Origin of the sequence: Spectribacter acetivorans (assembly GCF_031846305.1) — a bacterium.
Taxonomy (GTDB): Bacteria; Pseudomonadota; Gammaproteobacteria; order Nevskiales; family Salinisphaeraceae; genus Spectribacter; species Spectribacter acetivorans.
Map to the genome: position 1 here is coordinate 109,222 of NZ_JAVRHY010000001.1, position 20,000 is coordinate 129,221.

The 20,000-nt window shown below is 67.3% G+C and carries 22 protein-coding genes and 1 riboswitch; of the genes, 15 read left to right on the forward strand and 7 right to left on the reverse strand.

The genetic code is table 11. The annotated features are described in order from the left end of the window. The first annotated feature begins 1 nt into the window (after window position 1). The 9 genes from trpB to RM531_RS00560 all read left to right on the forward strand — a co-directional run bounded on the left by trpB (window position 2) and on the right by RM531_RS00560 (window position 9,127). Window positions 2-1,213 (forward strand): tryptophan synthase subunit beta, encoded by a 1,212-nt coding sequence (gene trpB / locus RM531_RS00520; protein ID WP_311656473.1) that lies wholly within the window; start codon window positions 2-4, stop codon window positions 1,211-1,213. Then, window positions 1,210-2,040, forward strand: a complete 831-nt coding sequence (trpA, locus tag RM531_RS00525) for a tryptophan synthase subunit alpha (protein ID WP_311656475.1) — start codon at window positions 1,210-1,212, stop codon at window positions 2,038-2,040. Before trpB ends, trpA begins: the two co-directional genes overlap by 4 nt. Beyond that, entirely contained in the window at window positions 2,037-2,912 is an 876-nt protein-coding gene (gene accD / locus RM531_RS00530; RefSeq protein WP_311656477.1) for an acetyl-CoA carboxylase, carboxyltransferase subunit beta, read from the forward strand. Before trpA ends, accD begins: the two co-directional genes overlap by 4 nt. Further along, entirely contained in the window at window positions 2,909-4,168 is a 1,260-nt protein-coding gene (folC, locus tag RM531_RS00535) for a bifunctional tetrahydrofolate synthase/dihydrofolate synthase (protein ID WP_311656479.1), read from the forward strand. The genes accD and folC overlap by 4 nt, the downstream gene beginning before the upstream one ends. Beyond that, entirely contained in the window at window positions 4,156-4,842 is a 687-nt protein-coding gene (locus RM531_RS00540) for an SPOR domain-containing protein (RefSeq protein ID WP_311656481.1), read from the forward strand. Before folC ends, RM531_RS00540 begins: the two co-directional genes overlap by 13 nt. A gap of 62 nt (window positions 4,843-4,904) precedes the next feature. After that, the gene (locus RM531_RS00545) at window positions 4,905-5,450 is read left to right on the forward strand and encodes a CvpA family protein (RefSeq protein WP_311656482.1); all 546 of its coding nucleotides are present in this window, start codon (window positions 4,905-4,907) and stop codon (window positions 5,448-5,450) included. 2 nt (window positions 5,451-5,452) lie between these two features. Then, window positions 5,453-6,964 (forward strand): amidophosphoribosyltransferase, encoded by a 1,512-nt coding sequence (gene purF, locus RM531_RS00550; RefSeq protein WP_311656484.1) that lies wholly within the window; start codon window positions 5,453-5,455, stop codon window positions 6,962-6,964. Between the two features lie 50 nt (window positions 6,965-7,014). Next, window positions 7,015-7,091: riboswitch (SAM riboswitch) on the forward strand. A 58-nt stretch (window positions 7,092-7,149) separates the two neighbouring features. Further along, on the forward strand, window positions 7,150-8,346 hold the full coding sequence (locus RM531_RS00555) for an O-succinylhomoserine sulfhydrylase (RefSeq protein ID WP_311656486.1): 1,197 nt from the start codon (window positions 7,150-7,152) through the stop codon (window positions 8,344-8,346). A 16-nt stretch (window positions 8,347-8,362) separates the two neighbouring features. Next, window positions 8,363-9,127 carry a ferritin-like domain-containing protein gene (locus RM531_RS00560; RefSeq protein WP_432280493.1) on the forward strand — a complete coding sequence of 255 codons (765 nt, stop codon included), beginning with the start codon at window positions 8,363-8,365 and terminating at the stop codon, window positions 9,125-9,127. A 24-nt stretch (window positions 9,128-9,151) separates the two neighbouring features. Here the strand turns inward: RM531_RS00560 and RM531_RS00565 are convergent, their stop codons facing one another. The 6 genes from RM531_RS00565 to RM531_RS00590 form a co-directional block, all read right to left on the reverse strand. Then, window positions 9,152-9,463 (reverse strand): type II toxin-antitoxin system RelE/ParE family toxin, encoded by a 312-nt coding sequence (locus RM531_RS00565; RefSeq protein ID WP_311656489.1) that lies wholly within the window; start codon window positions 9,461-9,463, stop codon window positions 9,152-9,154. Then, entirely contained in the window at window positions 9,453-9,641 is a 189-nt protein-coding gene (locus RM531_RS00570; RefSeq protein WP_311656491.1) for a hypothetical protein, read from the reverse strand. The genes RM531_RS00565 and RM531_RS00570 overlap by 11 nt, the downstream gene beginning before the upstream one ends. A 127-nt stretch (window positions 9,642-9,768) precedes the next feature. Next, on the reverse strand, window positions 9,769-10,491 hold the full coding sequence (locus RM531_RS00575; protein WP_311656493.1) for a UDP-2,3-diacylglucosamine diphosphatase: 723 nt from the start codon (window positions 10,489-10,491) through the stop codon (window positions 9,769-9,771). Between the two features lie 16 nt (window positions 10,492-10,507). Continuing rightward, a complete protein-coding gene (locus RM531_RS00580) occupies window positions 10,508-11,080 on the reverse strand; it encodes a peptidylprolyl isomerase (protein WP_349255365.1) in 573 nt (190 codons plus the stop codon). Then, window positions 11,080-12,087: a tRNA dihydrouridine(20/20a) synthase DusA gene (dusA, locus tag RM531_RS00585; protein WP_311656494.1), complete on the reverse strand. Its 1,008-nt coding sequence runs from the start codon at window positions 12,085-12,087 to the stop codon at window positions 11,080-11,082. Before dusA ends, RM531_RS00580 begins: the two co-directional genes overlap by 1 nt. 149 nt (window positions 12,088-12,236) lie before the next feature. Then, window positions 12,237-12,389: a hypothetical protein gene (locus RM531_RS00590; RefSeq protein ID WP_311656495.1), complete on the reverse strand. Its 153-nt coding sequence runs from the start codon at window positions 12,387-12,389 to the stop codon at window positions 12,237-12,239. A 95-nt stretch (window positions 12,390-12,484) separates the two neighbouring features. On the opposite strand from RM531_RS00590, the gene RM531_RS00595 reads away from it, so the two are divergent. Then, complete coding sequence (locus tag RM531_RS00595; protein WP_311656496.1) at window positions 12,485-13,525, forward strand: quinone-dependent dihydroorotate dehydrogenase; 1,041 nt, start codon at window positions 12,485-12,487, stop codon at window positions 13,523-13,525. Here the strand turns inward: RM531_RS00595 and RM531_RS00600 are convergent. Next, window positions 13,497-13,994, reverse strand: coding sequence for a YqiA/YcfP family alpha/beta fold hydrolase (locus RM531_RS00600; protein WP_311656498.1), 498 nt, complete (start codon window positions 13,992-13,994; stop codon window positions 13,497-13,499). The genes RM531_RS00595 and RM531_RS00600 overlap by 29 nt on opposite strands. A 114-nt stretch (window positions 13,995-14,108) precedes the next feature. Here RM531_RS00600 and RM531_RS00605 point away from each other — a divergent pair, with 114 nt between their 5' ends. Genes RM531_RS00605 through pepN form a run of 5 tightly spaced genes read left to right on the forward strand, consistent with a single transcriptional unit; the run spans window position 14,109 to window position 19,923 of the window. After that, on the forward strand, window positions 14,109-14,393 hold the full coding sequence (locus RM531_RS00605) for a hypothetical protein (RefSeq protein WP_311656499.1): 285 nt from the start codon (window positions 14,109-14,111) through the stop codon (window positions 14,391-14,393). Beyond that, a complete protein-coding gene (locus tag RM531_RS00610; RefSeq protein WP_311656500.1) occupies window positions 14,390-14,677 on the forward strand; it encodes a hypothetical protein in 288 nt (95 codons plus the stop codon). The genes RM531_RS00605 and RM531_RS00610 overlap by 4 nt, the downstream gene beginning before the upstream one ends. Further along, a complete protein-coding gene (locus RM531_RS00615; RefSeq protein WP_311656502.1) occupies window positions 14,674-16,146 on the forward strand; it encodes an alpha/beta hydrolase family protein in 1,473 nt (490 codons plus the stop codon). The genes RM531_RS00610 and RM531_RS00615 overlap by 4 nt, the downstream gene beginning before the upstream one ends. A gap of 49 nt (window positions 16,147-16,195) precedes the next feature. Beyond that, window positions 16,196-17,314: a beta-ketoacyl-ACP synthase III gene (locus RM531_RS00620; protein ID WP_311656504.1), complete on the forward strand. Its 1,119-nt coding sequence runs from the start codon at window positions 16,196-16,198 to the stop codon at window positions 17,312-17,314. Continuing rightward, on the forward strand, window positions 17,311-19,923 hold the full coding sequence (gene pepN / locus RM531_RS00625) for an aminopeptidase N (protein WP_311656506.1): 2,613 nt from the start codon (window positions 17,311-17,313) through the stop codon (window positions 19,921-19,923). Before RM531_RS00620 ends, pepN begins: the two co-directional genes overlap by 4 nt. Window positions 19,924-20,000: the final 77 nt, after the last annotated feature.

The following is a 20,000-nucleotide window of genomic DNA, read 5'->3' on the forward strand; positions in this document are numbered from 1 at the left end:
TATGACCAACCTTCACGCCTGGCGTGACATGCCCGACGCCCGGGGCCATTTCGGGCCATATGGCGGGCGCTTTGTCGCCGAAACCCTGATGGCGCCGCTCGAGGAACTGCGCGAGGCCTACGATCGCCTGCGCAACGACCCCGAATTCCAGGCTGAACTGGATGCCGACCTGCAGCATTACGTGGGCCGGCCCTCGCCGGTGTACCACGCGGAACGGCTGTCCCGGAAGGTCGGCGGTGCCCAGCTTTGGTTCAAGCGCGAGGATCTCAACCACACCGGCGCCCACAAGGTGAATAACACCATCGGCCAGGGCTTGCTGGCCGCCCGCATGGGCAAGCGCCGGGTGATTGCCGAAACCGGCGCCGGTCAGCACGGGGTGGCCAGTGCCACCGTGGCCGCCAGGCTGGGCATGCAGTGCGTGGTCTACATGGGCAGCGAGGATGTGAGACGCCAGGCCCCGAACGTCTACCGCATGAAGCTGCTCGGGGCCGAGGTGCGGCCGGTGGAATCCGGCTCCCGCACCCTCAAGGACGCCATGAACGAGGCCCTGCGCGACTGGGTCACCAACGTGGATGACACCTTCTACATCATCGGCACCGTGGCCGGACCCCACCCGTATCCGGCGATGGTGCGGGATTTCCAGTCCGTGATCGGCCGCGAGGCCCGGGGCCAGATGCAGGAGCGCATCGGCCGCTTGCCGGATGCGCTGGTGGCCTGCGTGGGCGGCGGCTCCAATGCCATCGGTCTGTTTCATCCGTTCCTGGATGATGAACAGGTGGCGCTGCACGGGGTGGAAGCCGGGGGCGACGGCATCGAAACCGGCCGCCACGCGGCGCCCCTGACCGGCGGGCGCAGCGGTGTGCTGCACGGCAACCGCACCTATCTGATGCAGGACGACAACGGCCAGATTTCGGCCACCCACTCGATTTCCGCCGGGCTGGACTATCCCGGCGTCGGGCCCGAGCACTCCTGGCTGAAGGATATCGGCCGTGCCCACTACGGCAGCGTCACCGATCGCGAGGCCCTGGCCGCCTTCCACGAGCTGACTCGCGTTGAAGGCATCATGCCGGCACTGGAAACCGCGCACGCCGTGGCCTATGCGATGCAGCTGGCTGCGGACATGGATACCGATCAGCATGTGCTGATCAACCTGTCCGGCCGTGGCGACAAGGATGTGGCGACCGTGGCCGAATTCGACGGAGCCGACCTTTGAGCCGAATCCGCACCCGCTTCGAGGCCCTGGCCGCCGCCGGCCGCACCGCGCTGATTCCGTATATAACCGCCGGCGATCCGGATGCGGACAGCACCGTGGCGTTGCTGCACGGTCTGGTCGGGGCCGGGGCGGACATTCTGGAGCTGGGGGTGCCGTTCTCCGATCCGATGGCCGATGGTCCGGTGATCCAGGCGGCCTGTGAACGGGCGCTGGCCGGCGGCACGTCGTTGCGCGACGTGCTCGAGATGGTCCGGGCCTTTCGCCGCGATGACACCGACACCCCGATCGTGCTGATGGGCTACCTCAACCCGCTCGAGTCGATGGGGATCGAGCCGTTCGCCAGCGCGGCCGCGGAGGCGGGCGTGGACGGCATTCTCGCCGTGGACCTGGGGGCCGACGAGGCCGGCGACGTGGCCCCGCTGTTCACCGCCGCTGGCTTGGACACGGTCTGCCTGGTCGCCCCGACCACCATCGAATCGCGGCTGGCCCGGGTGGCCGAACATGCCAGTGGCTTCCTGTATTACGTGTCGCTCAAGGGCGTGACAGGTGCGGCGTCACTGGATGTGGCCGCGCTGGACGACCGGCTGGCGATGATTCGCCGGCATGCGAACCAGCCCCTGGCCGTGGGCTTTGGTATCAGCACCCCGGAAGCTGCGGCCGCCGTGGCCCGGGTGGCGGACGGGGTGGTTGTGGGCAGCGCCCTGGTTGGCCAGATCGGCGAGATCGGCGCGGATCGCGACCGGCTCTGCACCGAGGTGCCGGCCACCCTCGCGGCCATGCGCCGGGCCATGGATGAAACCACTGCCGCGGCCGGAGCAAGCGCATGAGTTGGCTCGAGAAGATCATGCCCTCGCAGATGAACCGCGACGCCGAGGGCAAGAAGAACGTCCCCGAGGGAGTCTGGACCAAGTGCGACGACTGCGGCGCGGTGCTCTACCGCGCGGAAATGGAGCGCACCATCCAGGTCTGCCCCAAGTGCGGCGCGCATCAGGTGCTCACCGGCCGCCAGCGGCTGGATACGTTTCTCGACCACGAGCCACGTGAAGAGCTTTTCGCTGGCATTGAGCCGCGCGACCCGCTCAAATTCCGTGACAGCCGCAAGTACCGCGAGCGCCTGCAGCAGGCCCAGCGTGATACCGAGGAACGCGAGGCGATCATCGTCATGGACGGGGCGGTCAAGGGGCTGGCCATGGTCGCCGGCGCCATGGACTTCCGTTTCATGGGCGGCTCGATGGGTAGCGTGGTAGGCGAGAAGTTCGCCCGCGCCGCGCTGCACGCCGCGGAACGCAAGCGTCCGCTGGTGTGCTTTTCCGCCAGCGGCGGCGCCCGCATGCAGGAAGGTCTGTTCTCGCTTCTGCAGATGGCCAAGACCAGTTCGGCCCTCGGCCGGCTGAGCGCGGCCGGGCAGCCGTTCGTGTCGGTGCTCACCCATCCGACCATGGGCGGCGTCGCCGCCAGTTTTTCCATGCTGGGCGACATCAACATGGCCGAGCCGGGCGCCCTGATCGGTTTTGCCGGCCCGCGCGTGATCGAGCAGACGGTGCAGCAGACGCTGCCGGAAGGCTTCCAGCGCAGCGAATTCCTGCTGGAGCACGGTGCCATCGACATGATCGTGGACCGCCGCGAACTGCGTGACCGCGTGCACAATCTGCTGGCGATGATGACCCACCAGAAAGCCCGCGCTACCGAGATTCAATGAGCGCGGTCCTGTCGCCGACCCCGGTTACCGTCGACGACTGGCTGCGCTGGCAGGAAACGCTTCACCCGCGGGAAATCGATCTCGATCTGGCCCGCGTGGTGGCAGTCGGGGGCCGCATGGGACTGCAGCCGTTTCCGGCCCCGATCCTGGCGGTGGGGGGCACCAACGGCAAGGGCAGCTGCGCGCTGGCGCTGGAGTGCCTGCTTACTGGGCGTACCGGCGTGTATACCTCGCCGCACCTGGTGCGTTACAACGAGCGCATCCGCATCGACGGCGAGCCGATCGATGACGCCGATCTGGTCGCCGCGTTCCGCGCCGTGTCCGATGCCCGCGGCGACATTTCGCTGACCTATTTCGAATTCGGCACGCTCACGGCCATGCACTGCTTCGCGCAGGCCGGGGTGGATCAGGTGGTACTCGAAGTCGGCATGGGCGGGCGGCTGGATGCGGTGAATGCATTTGACGCGACGGCCTCGGTGATCACCAGCATCGGTCTGGATCACGTCGACTGGCTGGGCGACAACCGCGAGGCCATCGGCCGCGAGAAGGCCGGCATCTTTCGAGCCGGCCGGGATGCCATCTGTGCAGACCGTGATCCGCCCGCCAGCATCGCCGCCGCCGCCTCGACAATCGGCGCGGTGCTGCGCCGGATCGGGATCGATTACGACCTGGCGGCCGGGGAGCAACACTGGCACTGGCATGACTGGACCGGGGCCGAATTCACGCTGCAACCGGTCCCGGGTCTGCTGCCCGATAATCTGGCGGCGGCTCTTGCCACGCTTCGCGCCGCCGGCTATCCATTGGATGCGTCGGTCATCGATGCCCGGCTTGCCGGGTTCGCGGTGCCGGGCCGCCGCCAGCGACTGGCCGGTTCAGTGGACCTGGTGCTGGATGTGGGCCACAACGTCGAGGCCATGGCGGTCCTGCGCGAATGGCTCGGGGCGCACCCGGTGTCCGGCCGGACACTGGCCGTCACCGGCATGCTCGCGAACAAACCGATCGCCGATGCGACCGCCCGTCTGGCCGATGTCGTGACGGCCTGGTTTGCCGGCGGTCTGACGGGTTCGCGGGGCCTGGCCGGCGAGGCGCTGGCCGCGCAACTACCGGGGCCGGCTTCGGCCCATGACGATATCGGGTCGGCATTCGCTGCCGCCCGCGCCCGGGCCGAGCCCGGTGATCGCATCCTAGTCTGCGGGTCGTTCTATACCGTGGGCGAGGTCATGACGCTGTTGGAGGATAGCCCGTGGAAGATGTGACCAAACTGCGCCTGCTGGGCGCGGCCGTGCTGCTGGCCATTGGGGTGCTGATTCCGGCGACGCTGGTCTGGCTGGCCCAGCCCGACGGCCCGGGCGAGGGTGAAGAGGTGCGGGTGTTCGAGATCCGCCCGTCAGGCGAAGCCGTACCGGTGGACGAGGATGAGACGGCTTCGGCGACAGGCACTTCGTCCGGAACGGAACAGACGGACACGCCGCCGGCGCAGGTGTCGCAGCCCGCGCCTGCCCGGGACCAGTCTGGCGAGACAGAGCCACCGGCATCGCAACCGAAGCAGGAAACGCCCGACGCACCCGAGCCCGAGCCGCAACCGGCACCCGAGCCGGAACCCGAGCCAGATCCGGAACCCGAGCCCGAGCCCGAGCCCGAAAGCGAGCCCGCCGAGGCGCCTCCGGCCGCAACCAGCTTGCGTCGCGAGCAGACACCCGCGGGAGACTGGGTTGTCCAGGTCGGCAGCTTCGGCGACGAGGCCAATGCGCGCAGCCTGGCGGCGGAACTGAATCCCGACTTTCCGGCGTTCTATCAGCCGGCCGCGGTGGGTGAGCGTACGTTCTACCGGGTGCGGGTCGGTCCGTTTGGCAGTGAGGCCGAGGCCGAGCACGCCGCGGTCAAGCTGCGCGGGGCGGGACACCAGCCGCAGGTACAGTCGGCCGAATAGGCCGGCTGTGTCTCCGGTCTGGTAACATCCGCGTCATGACGCCCTCGCAGCGGTAGCCGCCGGTGATCTGGATCGACTACGCGATTCTGGCCGTGATCGCCGTTTCGGCCATGGTCGGGTTCTTCCGTGGCTTCTTTCGCGAGGCGATTGGTCTGGCCACGTGGATCGTGGCCTTCTGGCTGGCATTCCGCTTTGCCACGCCGGCCGCCGGCATGCTTGAAGGCTGGATCTCCGTGGGTTCCGCGCGTCTGGCCGTGGCCTTCGGGGTGCTGTTCATCGCCGTGCTCATTATCGGGGCGGTATTCAATCACCTGATGGCCGGGCTGGTCGACCGAACCGGGTTTGCCGGCACCGATCGCGGCCTGGGCGGTCTGTTCGGGGTGCTGCGCGGGGCTGCGTTGCTGGTGTTGCTGGTGCTCATTGCCGGGCTCACGCCGGTGCCCCGGGACGACTGGTGGGATCAGTCGCTGTTCGTCGGGCATCTGGAGCGGGGCGCCGTCTGGCTTCGGGACTGGCTGCCGGAAGAACTGGCCTCGGAAATCCGCTTCGATCCGACGGTGCCTACCGACGAGTCGGTCCCAACCAACGACACGGGAGACAACGCCTAACCATGTGTGGAATTGCCGGAATGGTCGCCCAGGGGCCGGTCAATCAGGACATCTACGATGCACTGACCGTCCTGCAGCACCGCGGGCAGGATGCCGCCGGCATCATTACCACCCAGGACGGCCGTCTGCATCTGCGCAAGGACAATGGGCTGGTGCGGGATGTCTTCCGTACCGAGCACATGGTGCGCCTGCAGGGTAATGCCGGGGTCGGCCATGTGCGCTATCCCACGGCGGGGGTGGAATCCTCGGCCGAGGCCCAGCCGTTCTACGTGAACACCCCCTACGGCATCTGCCTGTCGCACAATGGCAACCTCACCAATGCCGGCGAGCTGAGCGAGGCCCTGTTCCGCGCCGACCGTCGCCATCTGAATACCGATTCCGACAGCGAGATCCTGCTCAACGCGTTCGCCCACGAACTGATGCTTCGCGGCGGGCTGACGCTCAACGAGAACGATGTATTCGAGTCGGTGGCGGCCCTGCACCGTCGCTGCCGCGGCGCCTACGCGGCAGTGGCCATGATCACCGGCTACGGGCTGGTGGCCTTCCGTGACCCGAACGGCATCCGGCCGGTGGTCTACGGCAAGCGTACCGGGCTGACGGGCACCGATTACATGGTGGCCTCGGAAAGCGTGGCGCTGGATGCGCTAGGGTTCGAACTGATCGGCGATATCCAGCCGGGCGAGGCGGTGGTGATTACCCTCGACGGCCAGCTCCACGTGCGCCAGTGCGCCGAAAAGCCGGTGGTGTCGCCCTGCATCTTCGAATATGTCTACCTGGCCCGGCCGGATTCGGTGATCGACAACGTGTACGTGTACAAGTCGCGGTTGCGCATGGGCACCTATCTGGCCGACAAGATAAGGCGGGAATGGGCGGACCACGATATCGATGTGGTGATCCCGATCCCCTCGACCTCCCGTACCGCCGCGGTGGAACTGGCGGCCCAGCTGGACGTGAAGTACCGCGAGGGCTTCATCAAGAATCGCTACATCGGGCGTACCTTCATCATGCCGGGGCAGCAGCAGCGCAAGAAATCCGTGCGCCAGAAGCTCAACCCCATCGACCTGGAGTTCGCCGGCAAGAACGTGCTGCTGGTGGACGACTCCATCGTACGCGGCACCACCTCGCAGCAGATCATCCAGATGGCCCGCGAAGCGGGCGCCAACAAGGTTTACTTCGCCTCCGCCGCGCCCCCGGTGCGCTATCCCAACGTCTACGGCATCGATATGCCCTCGGCCAGTGAACTGGTGGCGCATGGCTACGACGAGGACGAAATCTGCCGCATCATCGGCGCCGACCGTCTGATCTACCAGGACATGGACGACCTGCGCCGGGCGGTGCAGAAGGGCAATCCGCATATCCAGCGGTTCGAGGATTCGGTATTCACCGGCGATTACGTCACCGCCGATATCAACGATGACTACCTGTCGCAACTGGAGCTGTTCCGCTCCGATTCGGCCAAGGAGCAGCGCCGCAGCGCCCCGGGCGCGGTGATCGAACTGCATAACGCGCGCTGAACCCGATCCGCATCAACTTGACCCGGCTGCCGGGGCAGGGCTAGTCTTTACTAGCGAAGTGCGCCGATTTGTGACCAGCTTGCGGGCGCGTAATAAATACTGCTAAATCGGGCATGACCCGCTTCGCACGCGGGTTTTTTTGTGCCCGCAGACAATGTCTTATCGTGTTGTAACGGGTGATCGAAATGAATGAGAACGACCAACCCACCTGGGGCACCGCCACCCGCGGCGTGCGGGCCGGCCATAGTCGCACGCCCGAAGGTGAGCACAGCGAACCCATCTTCGCCACGTCCAGTTTCGTGTTCGATTCGGCCGACCAGGCTGCCGCACGGTTCGCCGGCGACGAGCCGGGCAACATCTACTCGCGCTTCACCAATCCCACCGTCCGCGCCTTCGGTGAACGGCTGGCGGCGATGGAAGGTGGCGAGTGCTGCGTGGCCACGTCGTCAGGCATGTCCGCGATCCTGTCCACCTGCCTCGGACTGCTGGAGCAAGGCGATCACATCGTGGCCGCCAACACCCTGTTCGGCTCCACCATCAGCCTGTTCAACAACTACCTGGGCAAGCTGGGCATCCGCACCAGTTACGTGGCTACCACGGATGTCGACGCCTGGCGCGAGGCGGTCACGCCCGACACGCGGATGCTGTTCGTGGAGACCCCGTCGAATCCGCTCACCGAGGTGGTGGATATCGCCGCGCTGGCCCAGATCGCCCGTGAGCACGACTGCTGGCTGGTGGTAGACAACTGCTTCTGCACCCCGGCGCTGCAGAAACCGTTCGATTTCGGCGCCGATATCGTCATTCATTCCGCCACCAAGTTCCTGGACGGCCAGGGCCGGGCGCTGGGCGGCGCGGTGATCGGGGACGCCGAGACCGTGGGCGAGAAGGTGTTCGGCTTCCTGCGCACGGCCGGGCCGGCGATGAGCCCGTTCAATGCCTGGATTTTCCACAAGGCGCTGGAAACCCTGGAAGTGCGCATGCGTGCCCACAGCGAGAACGCCCAGACGCTGGCGACCTGGCTGGAGGCGCAACCGGGCGTCACACGGGTGCATTACCCCGGGCTGGCGTCGCATCCCCAGCACGAGCTGGCGAGCCGTCAGCAGACCGGCTTCGGGGGCATTCTGGCATTCGAGGTGGCCGGCGGCCGTGCCGGGGCCTGGCGGGTGATCAACGGCACCCGCATGCTGTCGATCACGGCCAATCTGGGCGATACCCGGACCACCATCGTGCACCCGGCCAGTACTACCCATTCGCGGATTTCCGCCGAGGAACGCGCTCGCGCCGGCATCGGCGATGGGCTGGTGCGGATTTCGGCCGGTCTGGAAAACGTCGAGGACATCATCGCCGATCTCGAACCGGGGCTGGCCGCTCTTGACGCGTGACGACATCCATTCGGCCCTGATGGCCGTCGACCCGGCGGACAAGTGTCGCCGGGTCGATGAACTGGCGGCCGAGGATGCCGGCATGCTGGCCGACGAAACCGGCGAATCGCCGGCCATTCCGGTCCCCGGGCAGCCGTCCCGCCCGCTGCTGGTGCACCCGGCGAAACTGCCGCGGCGGGGTCTGGGCACGGTCGAGGGCCGGGCCGCGCTGGTCCACGCCATCGCCCACATCGAGTTCAATGCCATCAACCTGGGACTGGACGCCGCCTGGCGTTTCACCGGCATGCCGCCGGATTTCTACCGCGACTGGCTGCGGGTCGCCGCCGACGAGACGCGGCACTTCCGCCTGCTGAACGAACGGTTGGGCGAGCTTGGCTTCGCCTACGGCGATTTCGACGCCCACAACGGATTGTGGGAAGCCGCGGTAAAAACAGCTCACGACGTACTGGTGCGCATGGCGCTGGTCCCGCGCGTGCTGGAGGCCCGCGGGCTGGATGTCACACCCGGGATGATCAAGCGCCTCACCGGCGCCGGCGACCGGGAAACGGTGGCCATCCTGGAAATCATCCTGGAAGAGGAGGTGCCGCACGTGGCTATCGGCACCCGCTGGTTCCGGCACTACTGCGAGCAGCGTGGCGAGGATCCGGATGCGCTGTTTCCGCACCTGCTCGAGACCTACATGAACGGCGGGCCGCCCGGCCCGTATAACTTTCCGGATCGTCGCCGTGCGGGTTTTGCGGAGCCGGAGCTGGATTATCTGCGTGCCCGCGACGGCGGGTAAGACCTGGTGAAGAGCACGGCGGCGTTATTCCCAGGGCTTGCCGTTATCCCCGGCCAGGTCTCTGGCGCCATGGATGACCGTTAGTATCCGAACCACTTCACCTGGCTCTAACCGGTAAATTATCCGGTAGTCTCGAAACAACAGTTCGCGGACTTCGCCGGTAGCGTCTGTGGCTTCCGGAACCTCTCGGCCCAGTCGCGGAAAATCGGCAAGCTGCGCCCCGGCATCGAAGATACGGCTGATGAACTGGTAGGCATAGACGGTGGAATCCCGACCGATATGGTCGCTCAGCCGGGTCAGGTCATCCAGCGCTGGTTCCGTCCATTCAAGGCGCATTCTTCAGTAGACGGCGTTTGGCTTCCTCATGCGAGACCACGCGCCCATCCCGGACTGCCTGCAGCCCCGCCTCGATCTTCTGCTTCACGTACAGCTCGTACATGATGTCATCCCAGGTGGCCTGATCCGGCAGATGCTCGATGATCTGGCGGGCGGCTTCTTTCGCGGTGGTGGCCATGGCGATGGGCTCCTGGCGAGCGGTCCACCGCGTGATAGCTCGGCAGATCGCTGTCGATTACGTCTGTTTCCGCAGTCTAGGTGATGTGCGGTGCCCGTGACAGGGGCGCCGGTCGGTGCGCTGGCGTTCAGTCCAGGGCGTGGCGTTGCCAGCCGGTCCGATCCAGTACCAGCACCTCCCCCCGATTCTTCCGCCAGTCGGCCAGCACCAGCCGATGAGCGTTTTCGCCATCGACCGTAAGCTCATGATCGGCGGGGCGGTGGGTGTGGCCGTGGATCAGCAGCCGGGTTTCCCGTTCGGCCATGAAGGCCCGCACCGTGTGCCGGTTGACGTCCATGATTTCCGGATCGCTGCGGCGGCCGCGCAGACGGCTGCGCCAGCGGGCATAGCGAGCAATCCACTGTCGCTGCCACAGAGGCAGCGCCAGCATCCGGTTCAGCCAGGCCGGGTCGGTGTAGCGGGCGCGGAAACGCTGGTGGGCGAGGTCGTCGGTGCACAGGCGGTCCCCGTGCGACAGCACCACTTGGCGACCGTCGAAATCCAGGGTGGCCGGATCCTCGAGCAGGGTGAGTCCGGCAGCCTCCGCGAAGGCGTCGCCCACCGCAAAGTCCCGATTGCCGCGCATGAAATAGACCGGCACGCCGTGATCGGCCAGCCGCCGGATGCCGGCCACGGTGTCGGAATGGGTGCGCAGTCCGCCGTCATCACCGACCCAGTATTCGAACAGGTCGCCGAGGATGTAGAGCGCCTCGGCCTCACGCGCCGGGCCGGCAAGGTAGCGCTGCATGACGCCGTTAAGGCCCGGTCGCCGCGGCTCCAGGTGCAGATCGGCAATGAAATGCAGCGCCACGCTGCCGGGGTCCGCGTCAGGGCTCGATAACGGCCGCCGATTCGATCAGCGCGGTTTCCTGCGGGGCGTCCTGTCGGAACGGGCCGGCGGCGCCGGTGGGCAGGGCGGCGATCTTGTCCACCACGTCCATGCCCGCGACCACACGCCCGAACACGGCGTAGCCGGCGTTGCCGGGGCCTTGATCGAGCGGCTTGTTGTCGTTGAGATTGACGAAGAACTGGGAGGTGGCCGAGTTCGGATCGCTGGTGCGCGCCATCGACAGGGTCCCGCGTTCGTTGTCCAGCCCGTTGTCGGCCTCGTTGCGGATCGGATCGCGAGTGGCCTTGCGATCGAACTCGGCGGTGAAGCCGCCGCCCTGGATCACGAAGCCCGGGATCACCCGATGAAAGATGGTGCCGTCGTAGAACCCGTCGCGTACATACGTCAGGAAATTGTCGACCGTTTTCGGGGCCTGGTCGGCGAACAGCTCGATGCGGATCTCGCCGAGGCTGGTATCCATTCGGACCATCGGGTTGGTCTCCTGGGCATGGGTGGACAGGGACGCGACGACGGCCAGCAGGCCGGCACCGAGCCGGGACAGGGTGCGCATCAGGCGACCTCCGCGGTGGATTGTTCGGGGACCTCGGCCAGCGCCGCCAGCAGCGTATCGATGCCGGCGCCGGGACGATGGGCCTGTTCGCTCAGCAGCCGCCGCCAGCGCCGCCCGCCCGGGCAGCCGTGAAACAGCCCCAGCAGATGGCGGGTGACATGCTTGAGTTCGGCGTCATCATGCATGGCGCGCTCGATGTAGGGCAACAACGCCCGGATCGCGTCGTGGCGGGTGACCGGTTCGTCACGTTCGCCGAACAGCTGCCGATCGACCCCGGCCAGCAGCCACGGGCGCTGATAGGCGGCCCGGCCGATCATGACGCCATCCACCTGCTTGAGCGCTATGGCTGCCTGGTCGAGTGTGTTGATGCCGCCATTGAGCACCACCCGCAGGGCCGGAAAATCCCGTTTGAGGCGGTAGACCCGCTCGTAATCCAGCGGCGGCACCTCGCGATTGGCCTTGGGCGACAGGCCGGACAGCCAGGCCTTGCGGGCGTGCACGATCAGCACCTCGCAGCCGGCGTCCGCCACCTGACCGGCAAACGCGTGCAGAAATGCGTAATCGTCCCGGTGATCGATGCCGATGCGGGTTTTCACCGTCACCGGCAACGGCGCCGCCGCCCGCATCGCTGACACGCAATCGGCCACGCGCGCCGGCTCGGCCATCAGGCAGGCGCCGAATGCCCCGTGCTGGACCCGGTCCGAGGGGCAGCCCACGTTGATGTTGATTTCGGCATAGCCGTAATCCGCGGCCACCCGGGCGGCCAGTGCCATGTCCGCCGGGTCGCAGCCGCCGACCTGCAGCGCCACCGGCTGCTCGGCGGCATCGAATGCCAGCAGCCGGTCACGATCCCCGTGCCGGATCGCCCCGGTGGTCACCATTTCGGTATACAGCCGCGCGTGCCGCGTCAGCTGCCGGTGAAACACCCGGCAATGGCGATCCGTCCACGCCATCATCGGCGCGACACAGAGGCGATGTTCGCGATTGTCGACGGGTGGGTGCGTCATGGTTGAGTTGGTCAACGAGCCCCGCGCTCGGCCGGGACGCGGCTACGGCAGCAGCCTCGGCTGAATGAAATCGGCCCGGGTGTCGGCGCCGGTGGCGCTGAACGAAAGCTCCTGCCGGTCAGCGACAGGCGCCCCCGGCGGCGTCGCGTCTAGGCTTCGCTTTCCTCGACTACCGGCGGCGCTTCCGGCGTGACCGACTTGAGCTGCGGTCCCGGCGTTTCCACCGTGGTTTCCAGCACGAAGAAGGTGCCGGCGGCCATCACGGCCACGCCCAGCACCATCAGAATGGCGTCGATACGCATTGTTGTTTGTCCTGCGTCTGGTTTGCCGCCGATGTTAAACCGGCGGGGCGCCCCTGTCATCCGGATGAATCGCGGGCGTCGGGCATAATGCGCGCATGTATCGACTGGCCCGCAGCGCGCTGTTCGCGCTGGACCCCGAAAAAGCCCATGCCCTGACGCTGACGAGTCTGGCGCGGACTGCCTCGCTCAACGCGCAGTTGTTCGGCCGGCGGGTGCCGGCGTCGCCGCGCCGGGTGATGGGGCTGGATTTTCCCAACCCGGTGGGGCTGGCGGCCGGCCTGGACAAAGATGGCCGCTGTGTCGACGGCCTGGGGGCGCTGGGTTTCGGTTTTCTGGAAATCGGCACGGTGACGCCGCACCCGCAGCCTGGCAACCCCCGGCCGCGAGTATTCCGGCTGCCCGAGGCCGGGGCACTGATCAACCGGCTGGGCTTCAACAACGACGGCGTCGAGGCGCTGCTCGAACGGCTGGCCGGGCGCCGTTATCGCGGCATTCTGGGCATCAATATCGGCAAGAACGCGACCACGCCGCTGGAACGGGCTGCCGATGATTACCTGTGGGCGCTGGAACGGGTTTACCCGCAGGCCGATTACGTGACGGTCAACATATCCTCGCCGAACACCGTGGGCCTGCGTGATCTGCAGGCGGGCGAAGCGCTCGAGGCGCTGCTGGCCGACCTGAAAGCCGCGCAACAGCGGCTGGCGGATCAGGACGGCCGCTACGTGCCGCTGGCGGTCAAGGTGGCGCCGGACCTGGACGCGGCCGCGCTGCAGACGATGGCCGACAGTTTCCGCCGCGCCGGGGTGGATGCGGTGATTGCCACCAACACCACCCTCAGTCGACCGGGTGTCGCTGGGCATCCCCTGGCGGCGGAGCAGGGCGGGCTGAGTGGCGCGTCGATGGCCGCGATGGCCAACGAGGTGATCGCGGCGCTGGCCGGCGCGCTGGCTGGGGAAATCCCGATTATCGGCGTGGGGGGTATTGATAGCGGCGAGGCGGCGCGCGCCAAGCTCGCGGCAGGCGCGAGCCTGGTGCAGATGTACACCGGCCTGATCTACCGCGGCCCGGGTCTGGTGGCGGAATGCGCCCGGGCGCTGCGGGAACCGGTCAGCCCAGCGAACGCAACAACGCGCTGAACTGCTGGCCGATGAAATCCAGGCTGTCGACCAGGCGATGGCCGTCGTCGAGCAGATGCAGGGGGCATCCACGGGATTCGGCGAACCGGATGGCATTGGCTGGCGGCACGATGTCGTCCTGCCAGCCATGCACCACCACCGTCGCCGATGGGCAATCATCGGGCTCGCCCGGATAGCCGGGCAGATACAGCGCCGGCGCCAGCAGAAACAGCCCGTGGGGTTGCAGCCGCTGGCAGGCCATGGCGCTGACGTAGCCGCCCATGCTCGAGCCGCACAACACCAGCCGCTCGGCGTCGCGTGGCCGGGCCAGCAGCTGTTCCAGCCGGTCGGCGGGATCGTCCAGGCCACTGTAATCCGGGCTTTCCACCGCCCAGCCCTCGGCCACCGCCAGATCCGCGAGATACCGGATCTTGGTGCCCCAGGGGCCGCTTTCCTTGCCGTGCGCGAAGACCACCTGTCTGCCGGACATGAGAGGGTTTGCCCTGTCGAAAACGTCGGTGCCCATGCTACGCCGGTGGTCAGCACCGGGGCGAGTAGGGGATACTCGTGCCATGACTCGTGGCGCAACAGGAACCTGACCGCCGTGGCCGGCAGCGGCGAACGTCGTGGCCGTCGGCGCAAGCCGCTGCGCGTGGAGGTCAGTCTGGTGGTCCGAACCGGTCCGGAACCCGAGGACCGGTTGACCATACTCGACGATGCGCCGGTGCCGATGGTGGGCAGCGTGTTCGAGTACCGCAATCGCATCGTGCGCTTCTTCGCGGCCACCCTGGTGCAGGTGGCGATGCGCAGTCCGGCTTTCTATCGCGAGATCGCCCCCGGTCTGCTGACGTATCTGGACGCGCTGCGAGGACGCGGCGGGTCGCGTTGAGAGCGGTTCAGTTCGTCAACTGGGTGATACTGCTGGGCAGCGCCAGCGTGGCCATCGTGTCCGGTGTGGTGGCGCTGATGCTGGCGGTGCATGCCGACCTGGGAGCCCGGATCGGCGCTGAAATCGGCCCGGTCCTGCAACGTACAGGGCTGGTGGCCCTGCCGGCCGTGATCGCGCCGCTGGCCATCGATGGCATCCGTCGCCGCCGACCCTGGCGCTGGCCGCTCGAGGTGATACTGCTGGTCGTCAGTGTCGTGGTCACGCTGCTGGCGGCGCCGGCATGACCGATCCATCGGCCCGCATGCGCTCCCAGCCCCGCTGGTTCTGGCCGGCGCTGCTTCCGGTGGTGGCCGGGCTGTTCTGGCTGGCCGTGGGCTGGCGCGCGGGTCTGATTGCCGGGCTGGTGATGAGCCCGTCCGGCGCCCTGATGCTTGCCCCCGGGCTGGCGCTGCTGCTGTTCCCCGGCGACCGCCAGATTTCCCATTACCTGGCATTCGGGGCGCTGACCGGCATGCTGTTATCCGCCGGGTTATGGCCGTTTCTGGGCGTTTTCCCCGTGCTGGGACTGGCACTGCTGGCGTTGCTGTGCTTCTTCGTGGCCGGCTATACGGCAGTGTTCCAGGCCGCCGCCGGTGCCGATGTGCCGGTGCCCCGGCTGGACTGGCGTCTGGCCGGCAAGGCCGCCTGGGACGAGGCGATCCTGGCCTATTTCGTGGGGACCGCCCGGGTGCCCACCGGCCAACAGGTGGCGGGGGACGCGCTGGAACTGGCGCGTCTGCGGGACCTGGGTGAACAGCGTGGCTGGCTGGCCGAACCGGACCGGCTGCATCCGGCGCCGCCTGCGCCGGCGAAGCCGGCCCTGGGCCATCGTTACGCGGCCGGGCAGGGCTTCCTGCTGCTGCGTTTCGACAGCGGCTACCGCCCCGATCCGGCCCTGCCGGGGGCCGAACGCTGGCAGGCGCAGGCGGCCAATCAGCGCATGGCGGTGCGGGTGTTCCGGCATCCGGGTCCGCCGCGACCCTGGCTGCTGTGCATCCACGGCTACCGCATGGGGCGCCCGGCAATCGATTTCAGCCTGTTCCAGGTCGAGCGGTTGCACCGGGACCTGGGTTACAACCTCCTGATGCCCATTCTGCCCCTGCACGGCGAACGCAAGGTTCACGCGCGCAGCGGAAGCGGCTTTCTGGACGGGCACATGGCGGACATATTTCACGCGGAATCTCAGGCACTCTGGGATCTGCGGCGGACGCTGGCCTGGCTGCGCCGAAACGAACCGGAGGCGGATGTCGGCGTCCTCGGCTACAGCCTGGGCGGGTACAACGCGGCCCTGTTGTCGGCGCTGGATCGGGACCTGCGATGCGTGATTGCCGGCATCCCGCTGGCCGACATGGCCGATGTGGTGTGGCGCCACCTGCCGATCCTGCATCTGCGCTATATCGAGGCCGCCGGCGTGACCCCGGCGCTGGCACGGGCCGCACTTGCCCCGGTATCGCCACTGATGCTGCCCTGCCGGGTGGGGGCGGATCGCCGCTTCGTGTTCGCCGCCACCGGCGATCAACTGGTGCCCCCGGGTCAGGCCACGCGGCTGGCCGATCACTGGGGCGGGGCGCCGATTCACTGGTATCACGGCTCGCATCTGAGTGCCCGGCGCGAAGCCTCGGTCCAGACATTCATTGAACAGTGCCTGGACCAGAGCGGGCTCGCGCCGCCGACGCCCGACGCTGGCGGTTGTTTGCGGCCGGCGCAGACGTGAGAATAGCGCGGCGGTGCAACTGGCCCGCGGCATGGCGAATGGAGACAGCGTGACGAAAGCGGTGATTACCGGAACGGGGCTGTACACCCCGCCGGATGCGATTTCCAACGATGAGCTGGTGGCGTCGTTCAACCAGTACGTGTCGGAGTACAACGACGCCCATGCCGCGGAGATCGCCGCCGGCGACCGGGAACCCCTGGTGCCCTCGAGCAGCGAGTTCATCGTCAAGGCCTCGGGAATCGAAAGCCGCTATTCGGTGGACAAGGCCGGGGTGCTGGACCCGTCCTGCATGCGCCCGCGCATCCGCACCCGCAGCAATGACGAGCCCTCGCTGATGTGCGAGATGTCGATCAGCGCGGCACGGGAATGCCTCGACCGCGCCGGTCGCGAGCCCGGCGAGGTGGATGCCGTACTTGTGGCCTGTTCCAACCTGCCGCGGGCATACCCGGCACTGGCGGTGGAAGTGCAGGAATATCTGGGGGCGGGGCGGTTCGGCTTCGACATGAACGTGGCCTGTGCCTCGGCGGCCTTTGGCATTCAGACCGCGGTGAACATGATCGAGGGCGGCAGCGCCGACTCAGTGCTGATGGTCAATCCCGAAATCTGTACCGCCCACCTGAATTTCCGCGACCGCGACAGCCATTTCATCTTCGGCGATGTGTGCACCGCGGTGCTGGTCGAATCCGAGGAACGGGCCGCGGGCCGCGGTTTCAACGTGCTGGGCACGCGCCTGATCACCAAGTTTTCCAACAATATCCGTAACAATTTCGGATTCCTTAACCCTTCCGAGAATCAGCCGCGGCCCGATTACGACCGGCTGTTCGTGCAGAACGGGCGCCGCGTGTTCAAGGACGTGGGCCCGATGGTGGCGGAGCTGATTGCCGGCCACGTCGGTGACCTGGGACTCGATACGGAAAGCCTGCGGCGACTGTGGCTGCATCAGGCCAACATCAACATGAACACGCTGATCGCCAAGCGGGTGCTGGGTCACGAGCCCAGCGCCGAGGAAATGCCCTCGGTGCTGCACGAATTCGGCAACACCAGTTCGGCCAGCCCGGTGATCGTGTTCCATCGCCATCACGAGGACCTGGCCAGCGGCGATCTCGCCGTGATGTGCGGTTTCGGTGCCGGCTATTCCGCCGGCAGCGTCGTGCTGAGGCGGGCATGACGGGTCCCGCGCCGCAACCCAAGTTCCGCCGCGATTATCAGCCGCCCACCTATCGCATCGACCATGTCGATCTGCACGTCGACATCGGCGAGGGCGTCACCCGGATCGGGTCCCGTCTGAGCATCGCGCGCGACCCGGCCGCGTCCGCCGATGCGCCGCTGCGCCTGGATGGCCGGGCAATGCAGCTACAGGCGATCAGGATCGATGGTGAACCGGTGCCGGAGTCCGGCTATTCGGTGGATGCCGAGGGCCTGACGCTATCCGCGCCGCCGGCGCGCTTCGAACTGGCGATCGAGGTCGATATCGATCCGGACGCCAATACCGCGCTCGAGGGCTTCTACCGCTCCGGCCGGATCCTGTGCACCCAGTGTGAAGCGGAAGGCTTCTCCCGCATCACCTATTTTCCGGACCGGCCGGATGTGATGGCGACGTACCGGACGCGGATCGAGGCCGATGCAGCCCGCTATCCGGTGCTGCTGTCAAACGGCGATCGCGTGGACCACGGCGATCTGCCGGACGGCCGCCATTTCGCGGTGTACGAGGATCCGTTCGCCAAGCCCTGCTACCTGTTCGCGATGGTGGCCGGCGACCTGGCCGAGGTGGCCGATACCTACCGCACCGGCAGCGGGCGCGAGGTGGCGCTTCGCTTCTATACCGATCACGGCAGCGAGAACGAGCTCGACCACGCCGTGCACTCGCTCAAGCAGGCGATGGCCTGGGACGAAAAGGCCTACGGGCTGGAATACGACCTGGACACCTACATGGTCGTGGCGGTGGGCAGCTTCAACATGGGGGCTATGGAGAACAAGGGGCTGAACATCTTCAACACGTCCTGCGTGCTGGCCAGCCCGGATACCGCCACCGACGGCGACTACGTTCGCGTGCGCGACGTGGTGGCCCACGAATATTTCCACAACTGGACCGGCAATCGCGTGACCTGCCGCGACTGGTTCCAGCTGTCGCTCAAGGAAAGCCTGACGGTGTTTCGCGAGCAGCAGTTCGCGGCCGATCACGGCTCACCCGGGGTGACCCGGATCGAGCAGGTGCGGATGCTGCGCGACATCCAGTTCCCCGAGGATGCCGGCCCCAACGCCCATCCGGTGCGGCCCGAGTCGTACATCGAGATGAACAACTTCTACACCATCACGATCTACGAGAAGGGCGCCGAGATCATCCGCATGCTGCACGTCATCCTCGGGCACGAGGGCTTCACCCGCGGCGTACAGCACTACCTGAGCGAACACGATGGCGGGGCCGTGACCATCGAGGATTTCGTGACCGCGCTGGAAACGGCCAAGGGGGCCGACCTCGCTCGGTTTCGGCTGTGGTACAGCCAGGCCGGCACGCCGGTGGTGACGGTGCACGATGAATACGCGGACGGCCGTTACCGCCTGACCCTGTCCCAGCACACCCCGGATACACCCGGGCAGACGGACAAGGCGCCGCTGCATATCCCCTTCGGCCTCGGGCTGCTCGAGACTGATGGCCGGGCCGTCGATCTCGGCGAGCGATCGCTGCTCACCCTGGATCAGCCCGAACAGAGCTGGACCTTCGAGGGTCTGTCCGCCCGCCCGGTGCCCTCGCTGCTGCGCGGCTTCTCGGCCCCGGTGCGGGTGGAATACGACCACCGAACCGAGGATCTGGCCCACCTGCTGGCCCATGACAGCGATCCGGTCGCCCGCTGGGGGGCGGGGCAGGAGCTCGCCCTGGCGGCTATGCGCGCGGCGGTAGCCGCGCATCAGGCGGGCGAGGCACTGCCGGCTCCGGCGGCGCTGATCGAGGCGGTCGAGCATCTACTGTCCGATCCGCCGGCCGACCACGAACTGCTGACGGAAATGCTCACGCTGCCCACCGAGCGGCGGCTGGCCGACCAGTATTCACAGTTCGACGTGGACGCGGTCGTCGCCGCCCATGGTCACGTCAAGCGGCAGCTGGCCGTTTCCCTGGCAACCCGTTTCGAGGCCCTGCTGACCGAATCACCGCTCGATGGCTATCGCTTCGAGCCGGCCGAAGTCGGCCGGCGGCGGCTCAACGCCGTGGCGCTGGATTACCTGGCGGCCGGGGACGCGTCCGGTATCGATGCCCGTTGCCTCGCGCTCTATCACGACGCCGATAACATGACCGACCGCATGGCCGCCCTGCAGGCCCTGCGCGACCGGCCGGGCTCCGCCCGGGACGAGGCGATGGCCGCGTTTGCCGAACGGGGGCGGGATCACGCCCTGGTGCTGGATAAGTGGTTCGCCCTGCAGGCTACCAGCCGGCTGCCGGATGCGGTGACGCGCGTGGCCGAACTCGACGCCGATTCCCGCTTCGATGCCACCAACCCCAACCGGGTGCGGGCCCTGATCGGCAGTTTCGCACGCGGCAATCTCCCGGGTTTCCATCAGGTGGATGGCGCCGGCTACGCCTGGCTGGCGGGCCACGTTCGTCAGCTTAACGAGCTCAATCCGCAGATTGCGGCGCGTCTGGTCGGTCCGCTGGCCGAATGGGGCCGGGTGGCCGGCCCGCGGGGCGCGGCAATGCGCGAGCAGCTTTCCATGCTGTCCCGGGCGTCCCTGTCGCCCGATGTTTACGAAATGGTGACGCGGGCGCTTGACCAGCCGGACTAGGCCGGATACGCCGGTGATAGCGTTGCCGGCGTTGTCACAGCGGTGTCATGTAAGCTTAATAGGCTTGCGATCAGGTC

Coding starts and splice junctions, on each gene's coding strand:
- purF (WP_311656484.1), top strand. CDS start 5,453: ATGTGTGGAATTGCCGGAATGGTCGCCCAGGGGCCGGTCAATCAGGAC.
- RM531_RS00555 (WP_311656486.1), top strand. CDS start 7,150: ATGAATGAGAACGACCAACCCACCTGGGGCACCGCCACCCGCGGCGTG.
- RM531_RS00600 (WP_311656498.1), bottom strand. CDS start 13,994: ATGTCCGGCAGACAGGTGGTCTTCGCGCACGGCAAGGAAAGCGGCCCC.
- RM531_RS00615 (WP_311656502.1), top strand. CDS start 14,674: ATGACCGATCCATCGGCCCGCATGCGCTCCCAGCCCCGCTGGTTCTGG.
- folC (WP_311656479.1), top strand. CDS start 2,909: ATGAGCGCGGTCCTGTCGCCGACCCCGGTTACCGTCGACGACTGGCTG.
- RM531_RS00570 (WP_311656491.1), bottom strand. CDS start 9,641: ATGGCCACCACCGCGAAAGAAGCCGCCCGCCAGATCATCGAGCATCTG.
- trpB (WP_311656473.1), top strand. CDS start 2: ATGACCAACCTTCACGCCTGGCGTGACATGCCCGACGCCCGGGGCCAT.
- RM531_RS00590 (WP_311656495.1), bottom strand. CDS start 12,389: ATGCGTATCGACGCCATTCTGATGGTGCTGGGCGTGGCCGTGATGGCC.
- accD (WP_311656477.1), top strand. CDS start 2,037: ATGAGTTGGCTCGAGAAGATCATGCCCTCGCAGATGAACCGCGACGCC.
- dusA (WP_311656494.1), bottom strand. CDS start 12,087: ATGACGCACCCACCCGTCGACAATCGCGAACATCGCCTCTGTGTCGCG.
- RM531_RS00565 (WP_311656489.1), bottom strand. CDS start 9,463: ATGCGCCTTGAATGGACGGAACCAGCGCTGGATGACCTGACCCGGCTG.
- RM531_RS00595 (WP_311656496.1), top strand. CDS start 12,485: ATGTATCGACTGGCCCGCAGCGCGCTGTTCGCGCTGGACCCCGAAAAA.
- pepN (WP_311656506.1), top strand. CDS start 17,311: ATGACGGGTCCCGCGCCGCAACCCAAGTTCCGCCGCGATTATCAGCCG.
- RM531_RS00580 (WP_349255365.1), bottom strand. CDS start 11,080: ATGCGCACCCTGTCCCGGCTCGGTGCCGGCCTGCTGGCCGTCGTCGCG.